Annotated in this window: 13 protein-coding genes; 3 read left to right on the top strand and 10 right to left on the bottom strand. The window is 72.7% G+C overall.

The genetic code is table 11. The features are described from left to right. Positions 1–41: 41 nt before the first annotated feature. From DPM19_RS26325 to DPM19_RS26315, 3 genes are all read right to left on the bottom strand, one after another. On the bottom strand, positions 42–2534 hold the full coding sequence (locus DPM19_RS26325) for a carboxylate--amine ligase/circularly permuted type 2 ATP-grasp protein (protein ID WP_111870800.1): 2493 nt from the start codon (positions 2532–2534) through the stop codon (positions 42–44). A gap of 63 nt (positions 2535–2597) precedes the next feature. Further along, entirely contained in the window at positions 2598–3632 is a 1035-nt protein-coding gene (locus DPM19_RS26320; protein ID WP_233510762.1) for a magnesium transporter CorA family protein, read from the bottom strand. Continuing rightward, positions 3629–4624 carry a LacI family DNA-binding transcriptional regulator gene (locus DPM19_RS26315; RefSeq protein WP_199485291.1) on the bottom strand — a complete coding sequence of 332 codons (996 nt, stop codon included), beginning with the start codon at positions 4622–4624 and terminating at the stop codon, positions 3629–3631. Before DPM19_RS26315 ends, DPM19_RS26320 begins: the two co-directional genes overlap by 4 nt. Before the next feature lie 116 nt (positions 4625–4740). Here DPM19_RS26315 and DPM19_RS26310 point away from each other — a divergent pair, with 116 nt between their 5' ends. Continuing rightward, complete coding sequence (locus tag DPM19_RS26310; RefSeq protein ID WP_111870724.1) at positions 4741–5958, top strand: MFS transporter; 1218 nt, start codon at positions 4741–4743, stop codon at positions 5956–5958. Here the strand turns inward: DPM19_RS26310 and DPM19_RS26305 are convergent. Further along, positions 5913–7478 carry a dolichyl-phosphate-mannose--protein mannosyltransferase gene (locus DPM19_RS26305; protein WP_111870723.1) on the bottom strand — a complete coding sequence of 522 codons (1566 nt, stop codon included), beginning with the start codon at positions 7476–7478 and terminating at the stop codon, positions 5913–5915. The two genes, DPM19_RS26310 and DPM19_RS26305, sit on opposite strands and share 46 nt — an antisense overlap. A 58-nt stretch (positions 7479–7536) precedes the next feature. Between DPM19_RS26305 and rsmI the strand changes: the two genes are divergently transcribed. Together rsmI and DPM19_RS26295 are read left to right on the top strand one after the other, a co-directional pair. Then, entirely contained in the window at positions 7537–8385 is an 849-nt protein-coding gene (gene rsmI / locus DPM19_RS26300) for a 16S rRNA (cytidine(1402)-2'-O)-methyltransferase (protein WP_233510761.1), read from the top strand. A 117-nt stretch (positions 8386–8502) separates the two neighbouring features. Then, positions 8503–9765, top strand: a complete 1263-nt coding sequence (locus tag DPM19_RS26295; RefSeq protein ID WP_111870721.1) for a glycosyltransferase family 87 protein — start codon at positions 8503–8505, stop codon at positions 9763–9765. Positions 9766–10318: 553 nt separating this feature from the next. On the opposite strand, the gene DPM19_RS26290 is transcribed toward DPM19_RS26295, so the two are convergent. From DPM19_RS26290 to DPM19_RS26265, 6 genes are all read right to left on the bottom strand, one after another. Continuing rightward, a complete protein-coding gene (locus tag DPM19_RS26290) occupies positions 10319–11311 on the bottom strand; it encodes a glycoside hydrolase family 26 protein (RefSeq protein ID WP_233510760.1) in 993 nt (330 codons plus the stop codon). Continuing rightward, entirely contained in the window at positions 11241–12191 is a 951-nt protein-coding gene (rsmA, locus tag DPM19_RS26285) for a 16S rRNA (adenine(1518)-N(6)/adenine(1519)-N(6))-dimethyltransferase RsmA (protein ID WP_111870720.1), read from the bottom strand. The genes DPM19_RS26290 and rsmA overlap by 71 nt, the downstream gene beginning before the upstream one ends. A 192-nt stretch (positions 12192–12383) precedes the next feature. Next, complete coding sequence (locus DPM19_RS26280; protein WP_111870719.1) at positions 12384–13166, bottom strand: resuscitation-promoting factor; 783 nt, start codon at positions 13164–13166, stop codon at positions 12384–12386. Positions 13167–13331: 165 nt separating this feature from the next. Then, positions 13332–14144: a TatD family hydrolase gene (locus DPM19_RS26275; protein WP_111870718.1), complete on the bottom strand. Its 813-nt coding sequence runs from the start codon at positions 14142–14144 to the stop codon at positions 13332–13334. Next, complete coding sequence (gene metG, locus DPM19_RS26270; protein WP_111870717.1) at positions 14141–15934, bottom strand: methionine--tRNA ligase; 1794 nt, start codon at positions 15932–15934, stop codon at positions 14141–14143. Before metG ends, DPM19_RS26275 begins: the two co-directional genes overlap by 4 nt. Positions 15935–15976: 42 nt before the next feature. After that, positions 15977–17224 carry a glycosyltransferase family 2 protein gene (locus tag DPM19_RS26265; protein WP_233510759.1) on the bottom strand — a complete coding sequence of 416 codons (1248 nt, stop codon included), beginning with the start codon at positions 17222–17224 and terminating at the stop codon, positions 15977–15979. Positions 17225–17407 lie beyond the last annotated feature (183 nt).

Here is a 17407-nt window from a genome sequence, read left to right as displayed (position 1 = left end):
CCGAGCGTTCATGTGGTTCCTCTCCTCGCGACGGGGTGGGGTCACTGCATCAGCCAGGTGTCCTTGGAACCTCCTCCGCGGGAGGAGTTCACGATCCTGCTGCCGGCCGGCGCCACCCGGGTCAGCGCGAGCGGCACCACCTCCGGTTCGGGGCCGCCGCAGACGAAGGCCCGCAGGTCCACCGCGCGGGGTTCCAGCCGGCCGTCCACGAACGTGGGGTGCGTGGACAGCCGCACGGTCTCCTGCGCGACCCAGCGGGCGGGCTCGGCCCGGATGAGCTCCTTGACCTCGGCCAGCTCGGCGGGGGAGGCGTCCGGCCCGATGACCACGCCGATCCCGCCGTAGCCGTCCACGGGCTTGACGACGAGCTCATCGAGCCGGTCGAGCACCTCCGCCAGCCGTTCCGGGTCGCGGCACAGGTACGTCGGCACGTTCTCGATCAGCGGTTCCTCGTCCAGGTAGTACCGGATCAGCGCGGGGACGTAGGAGTACAGCGCCTTGTCGTCGCCGACCCCGTTGCCGGGGGCGTTGGCCAGGGTCACCCGGCCGCGGAAGACCGCCTCCGGCATCCCGTCCATCGCCAGCAGGTCCTCCTCCTCGATCCGCCGGTACAGCACCTCGACGCGCTCGCCCGCGGCGAACACCCCCTCGCGGATCACCCGCAGGTCGGCGGGTTCGACCAGCGGCACGCCCAGCTCGCGGGCCAGCAGCCGGTGCTCGTAGTGGGCCGGGTCGGACGGGCCGGAGGTCACCACGGCCAGCGCGGACGAGGCCCGGGTCAGCGCCCGGCGCAGCGCGTTCATCGCCCGGGCGGGGGTGGGGGTGGGCAGGGCGCCGGCCGGTTCGGGCAGGATCCGGGCGGCCAGCCAGCGGTTGGCCAGCGCGTAGCCCAGCCCGGAGGGGATCCGCAGGTTGTCCTCCAGCACCGCCCAGCGCCCGGCGTCGTCGCGGACCAGGTCGATCCCGGCGACCGCGCACCGCACCGCGGCGGCGGGCACCAGCCGGCCCTCGGGACGCATTCCGGGGGACTCGTCGATCGCCCAGCCGGGCAGCACGCCGTCGCGCACCGCCAGCCGGGGGCCGTAGGCGTCGTGCAGGAAGGCTTCCAGCGCGCGCACCCGCTGCGCCAGCCCGGCCGACAGGTGCGACCAGTCCTCGGCGGCGACGATGCGGGGGATGATGTCCACCGGGAACAGCCGGTCCTGGTCCTCGCCGTCCACGTGGAAGGTCATGCCCAGCCGGCGTTGCACCTCGTCGCGCTGCCGCTCGCGTTCGCGCAGCCCCTCGATGCCGATCCGGTCGAGCGCGGTCAGCAGCGGGCCGTAGGGGTTGCGGGCGCTGCCGTCGAAGACGATCGCCTCGTCCTTGGCGGCGTCGTAGCCCGCCAGCATGGCGACGACCTCGGTGCGGTCGGGGCCCGCCCCGGGGATCCACTCGGTGTTGGCGCGGGTCTCGGCCACCAGCAGGTCGACGACCTCCTCCGGCCCGCCGCGCAGGAACGCCGCCCGCTGCCGGGCCGCCGAGTCGCCGCGGGCCAGCGCGGCCCGGCCCAGCTCGTCGACCAGCTCCCAGTCGCCGGTGCTCTCCAGGGTGGGGCGCAGCTCCGCCAGCAGCCGTTCGACGAAGGCGCGGGCGGGCACGGGCGTCCCGGCGGCCGGGTCGACGAGTTCGCCGGACAGCCCCGAGCGGGCGGCCCGCCAGGTCGCCGCGCGGATCAGCTCGGGCCGGACGGGCAGCGGGGGTTTGCCCGCGGTGATGGCGTCCAGCTCCACCAGGACGAGGGCGCGGAACAGCCCGGCGAGCAGCACCACGTCCTCCACCAGCGGGCAGGCGTCGCAGATCCGCAGCTCGACCGTGGGCAGGTGCGCGGACGGCCGGACATCGAAGTAGATCATGCCCTGGTCGCTGATCACTCCCGAGCGGACCAGGTCGGCGATGGTCCGGTCGTACTCGTGGGCGGACGCGAACTCGCCGACCGGGCCGGTGGTGGGCCAGCGCTGCCAGAGCAGGGTGCGGTAGCTGGCGTAGCCGGTGTCGTTGCCGAGCCAGTACGGGGAGCTGGTGGACAGCGCCAGCATGGCGGGGACCCAGGGCGCGATTCGGTGCGCCACCGCCACCGCCAGGTCGCGGTCGCCCACGTCGACGTGTACCTGGGCGCCGCAGATCAGCTGCTCGCGGGCCAGCACCTGGTACTCGTCCAGCATGTTCTCGTACCGCGGGTCGGGGGTGACCTTGAGCGCCTCGATGTCGGCGACCGGCACCGTCCCGGCGGCGACGATGCCCAGGCCCAGCGGCTCGGCCGCGGCGACCACGCCGCGCCGCAGCGCCGCCAGGTCCTCGGCGAGGTCGGCGAGCCGGACGAAGGGGCGGCTGTTGGTCTCCACCACGGAGCGTTGCAGTTCCGCGCCGAACCGCTCGGCCGGGAGCTGCTGGAGCAGGCTGTCGGCCCGGGGCAGCAGCCGCCTGGACTCCAGATCCACGGTGTGGAACTCTTCCTCGACGCCTACGGCCACGGACTCGGGACGCTCAGCCATCATGCGAGCGTATGTTCCACGTGTTTCGCGAAAATATCAGGCGTAAGTCAGGTATTGGTCGTTTCACAACCAGTCGCGTAGTTTGAAGATCACGTACAGCACGAGGCTGCTCGCCACCATGATCGCCGTGCCGGTGAGGAAGCCCCAGTACTGGTCCCTGCCGGGATAGGGCACGTTCTGGCCGTAGAAGCCGGTGATGGCGGTGGGCACCGCGATGATCCCGGCCCAGCTGGTGACCTTCTTCATCACCTCGTTGCGCTGGGTGTCCTGCAAGGAGATCCGGGTCTCCAGCAGGTTGGCGATCATGTCGCGCAGGCTGTCGGTGCGCTCGATGGCGTGCAGCGCGTGGTCGTAGACGTCCTGGAAGTACGGCAGCATCGGCTCCTCCACCGCGTGCACGTCGCGGCGGAGCAGGGTGACGACGATGTCGCGCATCGGCAGCACCGCCTTGCGCACCCGCACCAGGTTCTTGCGCAGCTCGAAGCTGCGCCGCTGCAACTCGCGCATCGACGCCCCCGAGTCCGCGGAGAACAGCAGGTCCTCCAGCGCCTCGGACTCGTCGTCGAGCGCCTGGATCGCGGCGACATGCCGGTCGACGACCAGGTCCAGCAGGCCGTGCAGCAGGTAGGAGACGCCGTACCGGGCCAGGTCGGGGTGCGCATCCCAGTGCCCGACCAGCGCGTCCACGTCGAACCCCACACCCTGCCGGACGGTCACCAGCGCCCGGGGCGTGACGAACGCCGACACCTCGCGCAGCGCCTGGCCGTCGCCCTCCCCCTCGGTGGAGTAGACGTTGAGGAACAGGTACTCGGGGTAGCGGTCGAGCCTGGCCCGCTCGTGCCGGCTGACCGCGTCCTCCACCGCCAGGCCGTGCAGGCCCAGCTCGGCGGAGATCACGTCCAGCTCGGACCGCTCCGGCCCGCACAGGTCGAGCCAGACCGTGGTGCCGGGCTCGGCCAGCCGGTCGCTCACCTCGGCCACCGGGAAGCCCTCGGCCACCAGCGCGCCGTCGCGCCACATCCGGGTGCGCGGCGGCGCGGTGCCGATCCGGCCCTCGGGGTGCGCGGTCAGGTCGACGGCGCTGGATGGCCGTCTCACGGCGCCGCTCCGGCGGGCGGGGCGGTGGAGCCGCGGGCCATCAGCTCCCCGGCCAGGGACCGGGACCGGGGACGCCCGCCGCCGAGCAGGTCCAGCAGCGCGGTCATCCCGTGCGCGCCCAGCGCCTCGGCGGGCAGCCGCACCGTGGTCAGCTCCGGTTCCAGCGCCTCGGCCAGCAGGACGTCGTCGAACCCGGTCACCGACAGGTCCCCCGGCACCTCCAGCCCGAGCCCGCGCGCCGCCTTGTACGCGCCCGCGGCGATCTGGTCGTCGTCGCAGAGCAGGGCGGTCGGCCGGGCGCCGGCCAGCAGGTCCCGCGCGGCCACCCGGGCGGCGGGCACGTCGATCGCGGTCTCGGCCCGGACCAGCCGGCCGTCCGGCAGGGCCGCCACCGCCTCGGCCAGCGCCGCGCCGCGGTCGCGGAAGGTCCACTCGTCCACCGCCGCCGCCAGGTGCCCGAACCGGCGGTGGCCCAGCCCGGCGAGGTGGCCGACCAGCGCGCGCATCCCGCCCGCCACGTCGAAGTTGACCGTGGGGGCGCCGCCGGCGGGGTCGCTGTCGAGCATCACCGCGGGTGTTCCCGCGAACTCGCCGAGCGACTCAACGGCCATGGACGAGGCGAGGACGCCGTCGATCGCGTCGTGCGGCGCGGCGAACGGGCTGTCGGCGGGGCCGACGCCGTCCGGCCAGGGGTAGACCACGATGCCGAAGCCGTGCGCGGCGGCGACCCGGGCGGCGCCGGTGTAGACCGCGCCGAAGAAGGGGCTCGACAGGGTGGGGACGACCAGCAGCACCGTGCGGGTGGAGCCCAGGCGCAGGTTGCGGGCGGCGAGGTTGGGCCGGTAGCCCAGTTGCTCGGCCGCCGCGCGCACCGCCTCGGCGGTGGCGGGGGAGACCCGCCCGGTCCACTTCCCGGCCAGCACCAGCGAGACCGTGGACTGGGAGACCCCAGCGGCCTGCGCGACGTCCCTGCTGGTCGGGCGGATGGACACGCTCCCTCCTCGGTGACGCAAAACAGAGTAGAGGGGAAGGCGTCCGAAGTGATACGTATGACGGGACCAGTAATACGTATGACCCCCCCTCGCCGGGTCCGAAAGCGCGGAGCCGAATGCGTACCTACGTTGTCTTCCTGCGGACCCCGCACGCCGCACGCCTGCTCGGCGGCACCCTCCTGGGCCGGCTGCCCAACGGCATGGGGGCGCTGGCGATCGTGCTGCACGTCCGCGCCCAGGGCGGCAGCTACCCGCTGGCGGGCACCCTCGCCGCCGTCTACGGCCTGGCCACCGCCGCCGGCCAGCCGGTGCTGGGCCGGGTGATGGACCGCCTCGGCCAGCCCCAGGTGCTGGTCCCCGCCGCCTGGGCGGCCGCCGCCGGATTCGGGCTGCTCGCCCTGATCGGCATCAGCCCGCTGCCGGTGGCGATCGCCGCCGTGGTGGTGGCCGGCTTCGCCACCCCGCCGCTGGAAGCCGGGCTGCGCGCGCTCTGGACGGCCGTGCTGCCCACCCAGGAGCAGGTGCGCGCGGCGTACGCCCTCGACGCCGCGTCCCAGGAGGTGCTGTTCACCGTCGGCCCGCTGATCGTGGTGGCCGCCGCGGCGCTCTCCCCGGAGACCGCCCTGCTGCTGTCCGGGGCGCTCGGCGTCGCGGGCACGCTGGTGGTGACCACCTCCGGCCCGTCCCGGCGCTGGCGCGGGGAACCCCGGGCCGCCGACTGGGCGGGCCCGCTGCGCTCACCCGGGCTGCGGGTGCTGCTGACGTCGCTGGGCTGCGCGGGCATCGCGCTGGGCGTCTACAGCGTCGCCGTGGTCGCCTACGCCGAGCGGCAGGGGTCGGCGGCGGCGTCCGGGATGCTGCTGGCGGCGATGTCGGCGGGCGCGCTGGCCGGCGGGCTCTGGTACGGCGCCCGGACCTGGACCGGCCCCGACCACCGGCGGCTGCCCTGGCTGCTGGCCGGGCTCGCCGCGGGCTACCTGCCGCTGGTGTGGGCGCCCGCGCCGCCGGTCATGCTGGTGCTGGCGTTCGCCAGCGGGATCTTCCTCGCGCCCGTGCTGGCCTGCGCCTTCAACCTGATCGACCGGCTCGCCCCGCGCGGCACGGTGACCGAGGCGTTCGCCTGGGTGGTCGCCGCGATCGGCGCCGGCGCCGCGCTGGGCTCGGCGCTGGCCGGGGTCGCGCAGGAACTGGCCGGGGTACCGGGCGCCTTCGCCGGCGCCGGGGCCGGGGGGCTGCTCGCCTGGGCGGTGATCATGCTGGGCCGCCGCCCGCTCCGCCCCGCACCCGATCAGATCCAGGTCTTGAACCACATCCGGGACAGCCAGTCGTCGTAGGCGAGCGTGTGGGCGGACAGCACCGGATAGATGTAGGCGAAGTTGGCCAGCACCACGAGCACGAAGCCCCCGGCGACGGCCGCGCCCACCACCCGCCGCGGGCCGGGCTCGCGCTCCGGGCCGATGATCATGCCGAGTGCCAGCACGATCGCGAGGATCATGAAGGGCAGCAGCGGGGTGGCGTAGAACAGGAACATCGTGCGGTCGGCGAGCGCCGAGGGGAACCAGGGCAGCCAGCCCGCCAGGTAGCCCAGCACGACCGCCCCGGCCCGCCAGTCGCGCCGGATCAGCCAGACGAGCACCATCGCGGCCAGGGCCGCCAGCGACGCCCACCAGATCGCCACGGTGCCGATGCCCAGGATCTCCTGGGAGCAGCGCTCGGCGCCGCACGTGCCCTTGGGCTCCTGGTAGAAGAACACCACCGGACGGAACAGGATCGGCCAGTTCCACGGCCACGACTGGTACGGGTGGGTGGCGTCCAGGTGGGTGTGGAAGTTCCACATCTCCAGGTGGTAGTTCCACAGGTCGGGCAGCGCCTCGAACGGCCGGGCCAGGACGAACCCGGCGACCTTGCCGCGCCCCCAGCCGCCGGCCGCGAAGATCCAGCCCGACCAGGTGGCCAGGTAGGTGACGAGGGCCACCCCCACCAGCGAGAAGAACGCCGGGACGGCCTCCAGGACCAGCGCCCCGGTGTACGGGCGCCGCACCCCCGCGGCGCGCCGCGCCCCCATGTCCCAGAGCACGACCATCAGGCCGAACGCGGCGATGTAGAAGATGCCGGTCCACTTCGTGGCACAGGCCAGGCCCAGGCAGACCCCGGCCGCCAGCCGCCACCAGTGCATGACGAACGGCCCGAACCCGGCCGTACCGCCCCCCGCCTCCACCTTCCCGGCCAGGGTGCGCCGGGCCCGGTCGCGGTCGGCGACCAGGCACGCGAACCCGCACAACACCCAGAACATCACGAAGATGTCGAGGAGCGCGGCGCGGCTGGTGACGAAGTGCAACCCGTCCAGCGCCAGCAGCAGCCCGGCCGCGCAGCCCAGCAGCGTCGAACCGGTCATCCGGCGGGCCACCCGGGCCAGCACCAGCACCGACAGCGCGCCGATCAGCGCGGGGACGAACCGCCAGCCGAACGGGGTCGCGCCGAACAGGTGCTCACCGATCGCGATCATCCACTTGCCGGCCGGCGGGTGGGCCACGAAGGCCGCCCCCTCGGACCAGATGTTCGCCCCCGGCTGCTCGATCAGCAGCTTGTCGGCGTCCTTGACGGTGTTGTGCTCGTACCCGAACTTCAGCAGCGCCAGAGCGTCCTTGGCGTAGTAGGTCTCGTCGAAGACCACGGCCTTGGGCTGGTCGAGCCGGGTGAACCGCAGCACCGCCGCGAACACGGCGATGACGAGCGGGCCCAGCCAGCCGATCAGCCGGCTGCCCGGGATCGGCGGGGCCAGCCGGTCGCGCAGCGCGGGCGGGCGCGGGGGCTCCGCCGAGTCGGTGAGCGGCTCCATGTCCGTCGTCGCCATTCGGTTATCGTACGGGCCGTCAGCAGCCCCCAACGCCGTAAGACGGGACAATGGGCCCGTGACAGAGATCGGGGCGGGGACGCTCATCCTGGCCGGGGCGCCGATCGGGCGCGCCGACGACGCGTCCGGGCGGCTGCGCGCGGCGCTCGCGGAAGCCGAGATCATCGCGGCCGAGGACACCCGGCGGCTACGCCGGCTCGCCGCCGACCTCGGCGTCGAGCCGCGCGGCCGGATCGTGTCCTACTACGACCAGAACGAGCGGGCCCGCGCCGCCGAACTGCTCGACGACCTGCGGGCCGGCCGCGACGTCCTGGTGATCACCGACGCCGGGCTGCCGGGGGTGTCCGACCCGGGCTACCGGCTGGTGACCGGGGCGGTGGCCGCCGGGGTGCCGGTGACCGTGCTGCCCGGCCCGTCGGCCGTCACCACCGCGCTGGTCGTCTCCGGCCTGCCGTCCGACCGTTTCTGTTTCGAGGGCTTCCTGCCGCGCAAGGGCGGCGAGCGTGACCGCCGGCTGGCCGCACTCGCCGCCGAGCCGCGCACCATGGTCTTCTTCGAGGCCCCGCACCGGCTGGCGGACGCGCTCACCGCGATGGCCGCGGCCCTCGGCGCCGACCGGCCCGCCGCCGTCTGCCGCGAGCTGACCAAGACCTACGAGGAGGTCCGCCGGGGCCCGCTGGACAAGCTGGCCGGCTGGGCCGCCGGCGGCGTCAAGGGAGAGATCACTATCGTGGTCGGTGGGGCACCCGAGCCCGAGGGGCTGTCCGCCCCGGCCGATCTCGCCGCCGCGGTCAAGGCACGGGAGGCGGCGGGAACCCCGCGGAAACAGGCGATCGTTGAAGTTGCCAAAGAGAACCGCCTGCCCAAGCGGGTGGTCTATGACGCTGTCCTGTCGGCCAAGGGGTGAGGGTGCCCGCAGAACACTTGCGTGCGTGCACGTAATCTGCGGGGTATCTGAGAATTCCCTGTGAGTTGCTCCAGATTGCTGCCCTGACCTGAACACTCCTGACAACCTTGGCCTGCGATGGATCACCCGATACTGACAACGTTCCTTCTGATCACCGGCTTCGCGCTGGCGCTGATCGCGCAGTGGCGCGGGTGGCGGCCGTCCCTGCGCATGGCCTTGGGCGTGGGCATCGGCCTGCGGCTGGTGCTGCTCATCATCGCTGCCGGGAGTGACTGGCAGCCGGTGGACTTCGTCCAGAGCTTCCGGCCCGCGGGCGAGGCGATCCTGGCCCGCCAGGACCCGATCCTCACCACCGACGGGGCCTGGCGCTTCCTGCCGATGATCCCGTACGTCTACGCGCTGCCGCTGGGCCTGGGCATCCCCTGGGAGATCAGCGGCCGGCTGGTCACGGTGGTCGCCGACATCGTGCTGATCGTGCTGGTCGGGAAGCTGGCCGCGGGCGGCGGCACCGACGACAAGGCCGCCGGCCGCGAGGCGCTGGCCCGCTTCCAGTACGCCTGCAACCCGCTGGCGCTGATGGTCGCGGTCATCCACGCCCAGCTCGAACCGGTGTCGCTGGTCTTCCTGGTCGGGGCGTACCTGGCCGCCCGCTCCGGGCGGGGCTGGTACGCGGGCGTGCTGTTCGGCCTGGCCCTGTCGGCCAAGAGTTGGCCGATCATCCTGCTGCCCGTCCTGCTGGCGATGCTGCCCACCTGGCGGCTGCGCGCCCAGGCGTTCGTGATGGCGGGCGCGGTGCCGGTACTGTTCCTGCTCTCGCTGCCGCTCGGGGCCGGGACCCCGCTGTCGAAACTGCGCGAGATCAGCCAGGTGCTGGGCTGGGTGCGGCCGATCGTCGGCGAGTGGGGCTGGACGGCGATGATGACCGGCGGCGAGTGGGCGCTGGTACCCGCGTTCTCCAAATACGGGCAGATGGTGCTGTACGCCACGCTGCTGGTGGTGATGATCGCCTGGTGGCGCAGCGACAAGGTGGACACCACCACGGCCATGCTGCTGGCGTTCATGCTCGTCACACCGCGGCTGGGCGCCCAGTACCTGCTGTGGTTCGTGCCCTTCCTGATCGCCCGCCCCACCCGCTTCGGCCAGGCCGCGCTGGCCTCGGCGGCCCTGTGGGCGGGCCTGGGCTACATCTATCTCACCCAGTACGTGGACTACGACTGGTGGTGGCGGCACCGCTGGTGGGCCCAGGCCTCACTCCTGGTCATCCCGGTGCTGGGCGCCGCGATCCCCTGGGAACGCCGCCGCCGGCTGCGCCGCAGCGCCGAGAAGGAGGAACCGCCCGTGGAGGCCCCGGGCGAACCCCCGGTCGGCGCCCTGCGCTGACCCACACCGAGCAGCCCCGGCGGACCCGTTCCGCCGGGGCCGCTCCATGTCCGGGCCGCTGCTCGGCCGTTGACCTCGGGGTTGCCCTCCGCTGACGGATCACCGGCGAAGCCGGCCGAAACAGAATGCCGATGCGAAGCGAGGCGGTCCGGGAGCAGCGCCCGCGTCGTCTGGACTGAGGAGTGGTGAAGATCGTGAGGTACGAGCGATCTTCACCACGACGAGGGAAGACGGCGCGCCAAGGGCGCCGCGACCAGCGAGCGAAGCGAGCCAAGCTAACAGGGAGCGGCGCCCGCGTCGTCTGGACTGAGGAGTGGTGAAGATCGTGAGGTACGAGCGATCTTCACCGTGACGAGGGAAGACGGCGCGCCAAGGGCGCTGCGACCAGCGAGCGAAGCGAGCCAAGCTAGCAGGGAGCGGCGCCCGCGTCGTCTGGACTGAGGAGTGGTGAAGATCGTGAGGTACGAGCGATCTTCACCGTGACGAGGGAAGACGGCGCGCCGAAGGCGCCGCGACCAGCGCGAGGAACGAGCGCCAAGCCAACACAGCAAACTCAGCCGCTGTCGACCGGGAGGCTGCGCGGGTTGAAGTAGGGGCTGGTGGCCAGTTCGCGTAGGGCGGCGGTCGCCGTGGGGTCGCCGGTGACCGTGTACTGGCGGCGCGGGTCGTCGCGGGAGCCGGCGTCGGAGTTGTAGTAGACGACGGCTTTGATGCGCGGGTTCTGCAGGGTCTGTGCGGCGCTGCGGAGCCATTCGGCGCGCCGCTCGCGGTAGGCGCGCGGCACGCCGAACTCGCCGATCATGATCGGTTTGGGGCGTTCCTCGGCCCAGTCGAGGAACTTCAGCAGCGAGTCCGCCAGGTCCCGGTAGTCGTGCTCGACGCCGGGGAAGGCGCCGGTGCAGATCCAGTCGACCTGGTCGTCGCCGGGGTAGTAGGCGCCGGCCGCGCCGGACCCGGCGGCGGTGGGGCACCAGACCCAGGCGACGTTGTGGACGCCCTGCCCGCGGAACACCTCGCGCAGGTGCTTCCACGCGGCGATGTAGTCGGCGGGCGAGTGCACCTTGGCGCGCAGCCCGGGCCGGTCCATCTCCCGTTCCCAGCGCAGGAAGATCGGCTTGCCGGTGGCCTTGATGGCGCGGGCCCGGTCCCGGATCAGCGCGTCGTGCCGGCCTGCCGCGATCTCCCGGGTGTCGCCGCCGCTCCAGCTCACCAGCAGGAAGCGGGTGCCGTCCAGCATCTTGAGGTCGGCCGCCTGCGGGAACGGCTGGGCCCAGGAGCGGTAGGTGTGTGCGATGTCGGCCTTCCGGCCCAGCGCCTCCTCCAGCCGGACCAGTTCGGCGGCGCGGTCGCGCTGCCGGGCGGACGGGTCGCCGGGGGCGGCGACGGTGGCGCCGAAGTAGGCGCCCTGTGCGGGTGGGGTCGGGGCCACGCCGGGACGGGCGGTCGAGGTGATCTTCGGGACGGCTCCGGCGTCGTCAGTGCATCCCGTTGCCGGAATCACTGCCATCGCGAGCATCAGCGCCCCGATCGCTCGCGCCTTCACCATGGGCCTCCGTCTCGTTTCGCGCACCGACCCCAGGACGATACTGGGCAATCTGCGCGAACGCGGCCACATCCAGAGCCTCGCCCCGGGCGGACGGATCGACCCCGGCGGCCCGCAACGCCCGCTCGGCGGCGGCCGGCGACCCCGCCCAGCCGGCCAGCGCCGCCCGCAGCGTCTTGCGGCGCTGCGCGAACGCGGCGTCGACCACGGCGAACACCTCCTGCCGGGAGGCCGAGGTCGGCGGCGGCTCCCGCCGAGTGAACGCCACCAGACCGGAATCGACGTTGGGCACCGGCCAGAACACCGCCCGGCCCACCGGCCCGGCCCGGCGCGCGGCGGCGTACCAGGCCAGCTTCACCGACGGCACCCCATAGATCCGCCCGCCCGGCCCGGCCACCAGCCGGTCAGCGACCTCCGACTGCACCATGACCAGGCCCCGGCGCAGCCCGGGCAGCGTCTCCAGCAGGTGCAACACCACGGGGACCGCGACGTTGTAGGGAAGGTTGGCGACCAGCGCGGTCGGCTCCGGCCCCGGCACCCCGGTGATCCGCAGCGCGTCGGCGGGCAGCACCTCCAGCCGGTCGGCCAGGCCCGGCGCCCGGTCGGCCACCGTGCCGGGCAACGCCCCGGCCAGCGCCGGGTCGATCTCCACCGCCACTACCCGGCGCGCCTGCGGCAGCAGCGCCAGGGTGAGCGAGCCCAGCCCGGGGCCCACCTCGATCACCACGTCGTCAGGGGCGAGTTCCGCGGCCCGGACGATGCGGCGCACGGTGTTGGCGTCGATGACGAAGTTCTGCCCGAGCGTCTTGGTCGGCCGGATGCCCAGCCGCCCGGCGAGCGCGCGGATCTCGGCCGGGCCGAGCAGTGCCTGTGTGTCCCCCACCCGCCCAGTCTCCCGCACCCCGCCGGCCGCCCGTACAGTGCCGGCCGCCGCCTGCACCTCGCTCGCTGCGCGGGCCGCTCGTCCCTCGCGACCCGCTCCGCTCAGGCTGTACCACTGCCGCCTTCGCCTCGCTCGCTGCGCGGGCCGCTCGTCCCTCACGACCCGCTCCGCTCGCTCCCTCGGCTCAGGCGGTCAGGAGAACAGGAAGCGCCCGCAGTGCGGCCACTGCCCCTGCCAGCGTCCCTGCACCCTGTTGTAGAGCAGTTGGGCGCGGTAGGTCTGCTCGGCGGGGGTGGCCTCGCTCGGCAGCCCGGTGCCGCCCACGGACGCCCAGCTGGCCTGCGAGAACTGGTACAGCCCGTAGTACCCGCCGGCCGAGTTGACCGCCTTGGGGTTGTTGTGCGACTCGCAGCCGGCCAGCCCCCGCCAGTTGAGTCGGGCGGCGGCGCCGCCGGTGCTGGTGGGCCGCGGGCCGACCGCGACGACCCGGGTCACCGGCCTGCGGGTGATCTGCTGGGCGACGATCGCCCGGACCTTCTTGCCGTTGCGCCGGACATAGGCGATCTGCACGACCCGGATCCCTGGCCGGCCCGGGCGCAGCACCTTCTCGCTCCACGCGGTCAGCCGGGCGTTCTTCTTCTCGATCGTGCGCTGCGCGATCGGCAGCCGGCGGGTGACCGGCGCCGACAGCAGCCGGACGACCTTGATCTGCGTGCCCGGCGGGGCGTCCAGAGCGGGTTCCACCAGGTGGTACCGGCCGAGTTGCACACCCACCTGGGCGAGCGCGGCCCGCACGGTCGCCGCGGCGGTCGTGATGGTGGTCTTCCGGCCGTCCACCGAAAGGACCACCTGGCGCGGGGTCGGCGTGGCCCGCTGCGGCGCGTCGGCGGCGGGACGCTTCGGCGCCTCCTCGCCACCACAGCCCGCAGCCGCCAGGACGGCCAGCACGATGGCGGCCGAGAGAAAGCGGCGCACCCGTTCCTCCAAGGATCAAACCCGTACAACGGGCCAGAACCTTACCGGCACTCTGTCGGCCGATGTCCTCATATGACGGACCCGTGACCGGCGAGCGCGCGGAGACCGGCCTGGCGCCACCTCCGGTGTGGCCGGCGCCTCCCGCGACCGGCGAGCGAGCGCGGGTCAGTCCCAGGGGCCGAACAGCCGCTCGCCGGTGGCCGCGATCGCCGCGCACAGCTCGTCCACCGGAACGCCCCTGGTCTCGGCCATGAAGCGGACCGTCAGCGGGATCAGGTAGGACGCGTTGGGCCTGCCCCGGTACGGCATCGGCGTCAGGAAGGGCGCGTCGGTCTCGACCAGCAGCAGGTCCAGCGGCGCCACCGCCAGCGCCTCCCGCAGGTCCCCGGCGTTCTTGAACGTGACGTTGCCGGCGAAGCTCATCACGTACCCCAGCTCGGCGCAGGTCCGGGCCAGCTCGGCGCCACCGGAGAAACAGTGGAACACCACCTTCTCCGGCGCGCCCTCCTCGGCCAGCACCCGCAGCACGTCGTCGTGCGCCTCGCGGTCGTGGATGACCAGCGCCTTGCCGGTGCGCTTGGCGATGTCGATGTGCGCCCGGAACGACCGCTGCTGGTCGGCGGACCCGGCCCGGTCGCGGTAGTAGTCGAGCCCCGTCTCACCGACCGCGCGCACTCCCGGCTGCCCGGCCAGCGCGGCGATCTCGGCCAGCGTCGCGTCGTCCACCCCGGCCGTCTCGTTGGGGTGGATCGCCACCCCGGCGTACACGTCGGCGTGCTCGGCGGCGGCCCGGGCCGCCCAGCGGGACGACTCCAGGTCGCAGCCGATCGTCATGATGCGGCGCACCCCGACCGACCGCGCCGCCGCCACCGCGTCGGCGACGGCGAGGTGGTCGTGCATGTCGAGGTGGCAGTGGCTGTCGAACACCTCGACCGCCAGTGCCGGCGGCGCCTCGGGCAGCGTGGTGGCGCGGCTCATGATTCGAGCCGGGCCAGCTCTTCGTCGACGATCGAGGCGTCGAGCTTGGCGAACAGCGGGGTGGGCTTGGCCAGCGGGGTGCCTGGCCGGATCGGCCGGTGCTCCCAGCGGGCCTGCTCCACCTCGTAGTCACCGGTGATCACCGGGTAGGACGGGCCGCCCTCCTCGTCCACCTCGCGGAGCTCCGGCATCGCCGACCAGGTGCCCTCGCCGCCGAGCAGCGCATGCACCTTGCCGGACGAGCTGGGCAGGAAAGGCGTGAGGAGCGTCTTGGCGTCGTCGACCACCTGGAGCGCCACGTGCAGGATCGAGCCCTTCCGGGCGGGATCGTCCTTGATCTTCCAGGGTTCCTGCTGGGAGAGGTAGCCGTTGGCGTCGCGGACCACGTCGAACGCCTCGGTCACCGCGTTCTTGAAGCGGGAGCGGCCGAGCTCGGCGCCCACCGCGGCGAAGGCGGACCGGCTGCGTTCCAGCAGCGCCCGGTCGGCGTCGGTCAGCTCGCCCGGCTCCGGGATCGCGCCGAACTCCTTGGCCGCCATGGCGACCGAACGGTTCACCAGGTTGCCCCACTGCGCGACCAGCTCGTTGTTGTTGCGCTCGCGGAAGTGCTGCCAGGTGAAGTCGGTGTCCTGGTTCTCCGGGCCGGCCACCGCGACGTAGTAGCGCAACGCGTCGACGTCGTAGCGCTCCAGGAAGTCGCGCACGTAGATGACGACCTGCCGGGACGAGGAGAACTTCTTCCCCTCCATGGTCAGGAACTCCGAGGCCACCACCTCGGTGGGCAGGTTCAGCGCGCCCAGCGAGCCCGGCGTGCCGCCCCGGTCGCCCTGCCCGGCGTAGCCGAGCAGGATGGCGGGCCAGATCTCGGAGTGGAAGACGATGTTGTCCTTGCCCATGAAGTAGTACGACAGCGCCGCCGGGTCCTGCCACCAGGCCCGCCAGGCGTCCGGGTCGCCCGAGCGGCGGGCCCACTCGACCGAGGCCGAGAAGTAGCCGATCACCGCGTCGAACCACACGTACAGCCGCTTGTTCGGCTGGTCGCGCCAGCCGTCCAGCGGGATCGGGACGCCCCAGTCGAGGTCCCGGCTGATCGCCCGGGGTTGCAGTTCGTCCAGCAGGTTGAGGGAGAACTTCAGCACGTTGGGCCGCCACTCGCCCTGCTTGCCGCGCAGGTACGCGCCGAGCGCCTCGGTGAACGCGGGCAGGTCGAGCATGAAGTGCTCGGTCTCCACGAACTTCGGCGTCTCGCCGTTGATCCGCGACCGGGGGTTGATCAGGTCGATCGGGTCGAGCTGGTTGCCGCAGTTGTCGCACTGGTCGCCGCGGGCGCCGTCGTAGCCGCAGATCGGGCAGGTGCCCTCGATGTAGCGGTCGGGCAGGGTGCGCCCGGTGGACGGCGAGATCGCGCCCATCGTGGTCCGCGGGAAGACGTAACCGTTGTCGTACAGGCCCTTGAAGATCTGCTGGACCACCGCGTAGTGGTTGCGGGTGCTGGTCCGGGTGAACAGGTCGTAGGACATGCCCAGGCCGCGCAGGTCCTCGGCGATCACCCGGTTGTAGCGGTCGGCCAGCTCGCGGGTGCCGACGCCCTCCTTGTCGGCCTGCACCTGGATCGGCGTGCCGTGCTCGTCGGTGCCGCTGACCATGAGGACCCGGTGGCCCGCCATCCGCTGGTAGCGGCTGAACATGTCGCAGGGCAGGGCGAACCCGGAGACGTGCCCGATGTGGCGGGGGCCGTTGGCATAGGGCCAGGCCGGTGCGGTGAGGATGTGTCGGCTCGACGAGGACATGCCCCAAGGGTAGAGGCCCCCGGGGCACGTCTCACACCGTTATCAGCGCTCGGCGCGCTCCTCGGCCCGCTCGGCGGCCACCTTGTCGGCGGCCTCGTCGACCACCTGCGCGGCCTCCTCGGCCGCGTCGGTGACCAGCGGCGGGTGCTGCCGGCGCCGGATGCCCAGGATGCTGACGAACAGGCAGGCGAACACCGCCTGGAGGCTCATCACCAGCGCGGTGGCGGAGGGCACCACCAGGCGCAGCGACTCGCGCGGGTCGAGCTCGCCGAAGTTGTTGATCCGCCAGTGCAGCAGCGAGGCGATCAGGCCGCCGAAACCGGCCAGGGCGAGCAGCCCGCCGAAGATCAGGCCGCGCTCCATGCTCCAGAAGCCGAAGATCTTCTGTACCCGGGTATCGGAGGGCAGGAAGCCCTCCTGCATCGCGTAGACCTTGGTGAGCAGCGCGAACACCACCGACTGGAAGCCGATGATCATCGCGGCGGCGGCGCCGATGAGGGTGTCGACGTCGAACGCGACCTCGCCCACCCGGACCGGGCCGAAGGACAGCGCGATCCCGCTGACCAGCCCCAGCGCCATGAGGAGGAGCCCCGGGATCAGGAACAGCCAGCGCGGGCTGTAGAGCATGAGGAACCGCAGGTGCCGCCAGCCGTCGCGCCAGGTGTTGAGGTGCGGCGCCCGGCTGCGCCCGTCGGGCGACAGGGTGGTGGGGACCTCGCGGATGTCGTACTTGGCGAGTGTGGACTTCACCACCATCTCGCTGGCGAACTCCATGCCGCCGGTCTGCAGGCCGAGCCGCATGATCGAGTCCTTGCGGAACGCCCGCAGCCCGCAGTGGAAGTCACCGATCTTGCTGCGGAAGAACAGCCGGCCGACGAAGCTCAGCGCCGGATTGCCCAGGTAGCGGTGCAGGGCCGGCATGGCGCCGGGCGCGATGCCGCCCTTGAACCGGTTGCCCATGACCAGGTCGGCGCCGTTCCGCAGTTCCTCCAGGAACGGCAGCAAGGTGGTGAAGTCGTAGGAGTCGTCGGCGTCGCCCATCGCGACGTACTTGCCGCGAGCAGCGCGAATGCCGCCCATCAGGGCATTTCCATATCCCCTCTCCGAGATCGGCACTACCCTGGCACCGGCGTCGCGGGCGAGCTGCTGGCTGCCGTCGGTGCTGCCGTTGTCGGCGATGACGACCTCGCCGTCGATGCCGTGCTCCGCGAAGAATCCGATCGTCTTCCGGACGCACGTCGCGACGGTTTCGGCCTCGTTCAGACACGGCATCACTACGGTGAGTTCCACGTGCTTACCCTTTCGCCACCCCATGGTCATCAGGTTCGGGGGTCGTCGACTAATCTCATCACGATCCGAGCGGGGACCAGAGTTACGCATGATGCCCGCCAAAGCGGTGTGGCGCTGCCCACTCCGCGCAAGAGCGTCCGAATCGTGTTGCAAAGTTGCAACCTTAAGGCACGCGAGAGCGCG

Origin of the sequence: Actinomadura craniellae, assembly GCF_003289645.1 — a bacterium.
Lineage (GTDB): Bacteria > Actinomycetota > Actinomycetes > Streptosporangiales > Streptosporangiaceae > Actinomadura_D > Actinomadura_D craniellae.
Note: the sequence above shows the minus strand (reverse complement) of the source record. Positions and strands in the feature narration are given on the sequence as shown.

Bases quoted from the DNA above. Each gene is read 5' to 3' on its own strand.
- DPM19_RS26325 (WP_111870800.1), bottom strand. From the start codon at position 2,534: ATGGCTGAGCGTCCCGAGTCCGTGGCCGTAGGCGTCGAGGAAGAGTTC.
- DPM19_RS26310 (WP_111870724.1), top strand. From the start codon at position 4,741: ATGCGTACCTACGTTGTCTTCCTGCGGACCCCGCACGCCGCACGCCTG.
- DPM19_RS26305 (WP_111870723.1), bottom strand. From the start codon at position 7,478: ATGGCGACGACGGACATGGAGCCGCTCACCGACTCGGCGGAGCCCCCG.
- DPM19_RS26295 (WP_111870721.1), top strand. From the start codon at position 8,503: ATGGATCACCCGATACTGACAACGTTCCTTCTGATCACCGGCTTCGCG.
- DPM19_RS26290 (WP_233510760.1), bottom strand. From the start codon at position 11,311: ATGGTGAAGGCGCGAGCGATCGGGGCGCTGATGCTCGCGATGGCAGTG.
- DPM19_RS26275 (WP_111870718.1), bottom strand. From the start codon at position 14,144: ATGAGCCGCGCCACCACGCTGCCCGAGGCGCCGCCGGCACTGGCGGTC.
- metG (WP_111870717.1), bottom strand. From the start codon at position 15,934: ATGTCCTCGTCGAGCCGACACATCCTCACCGCACCGGCCTGGCCCTAT.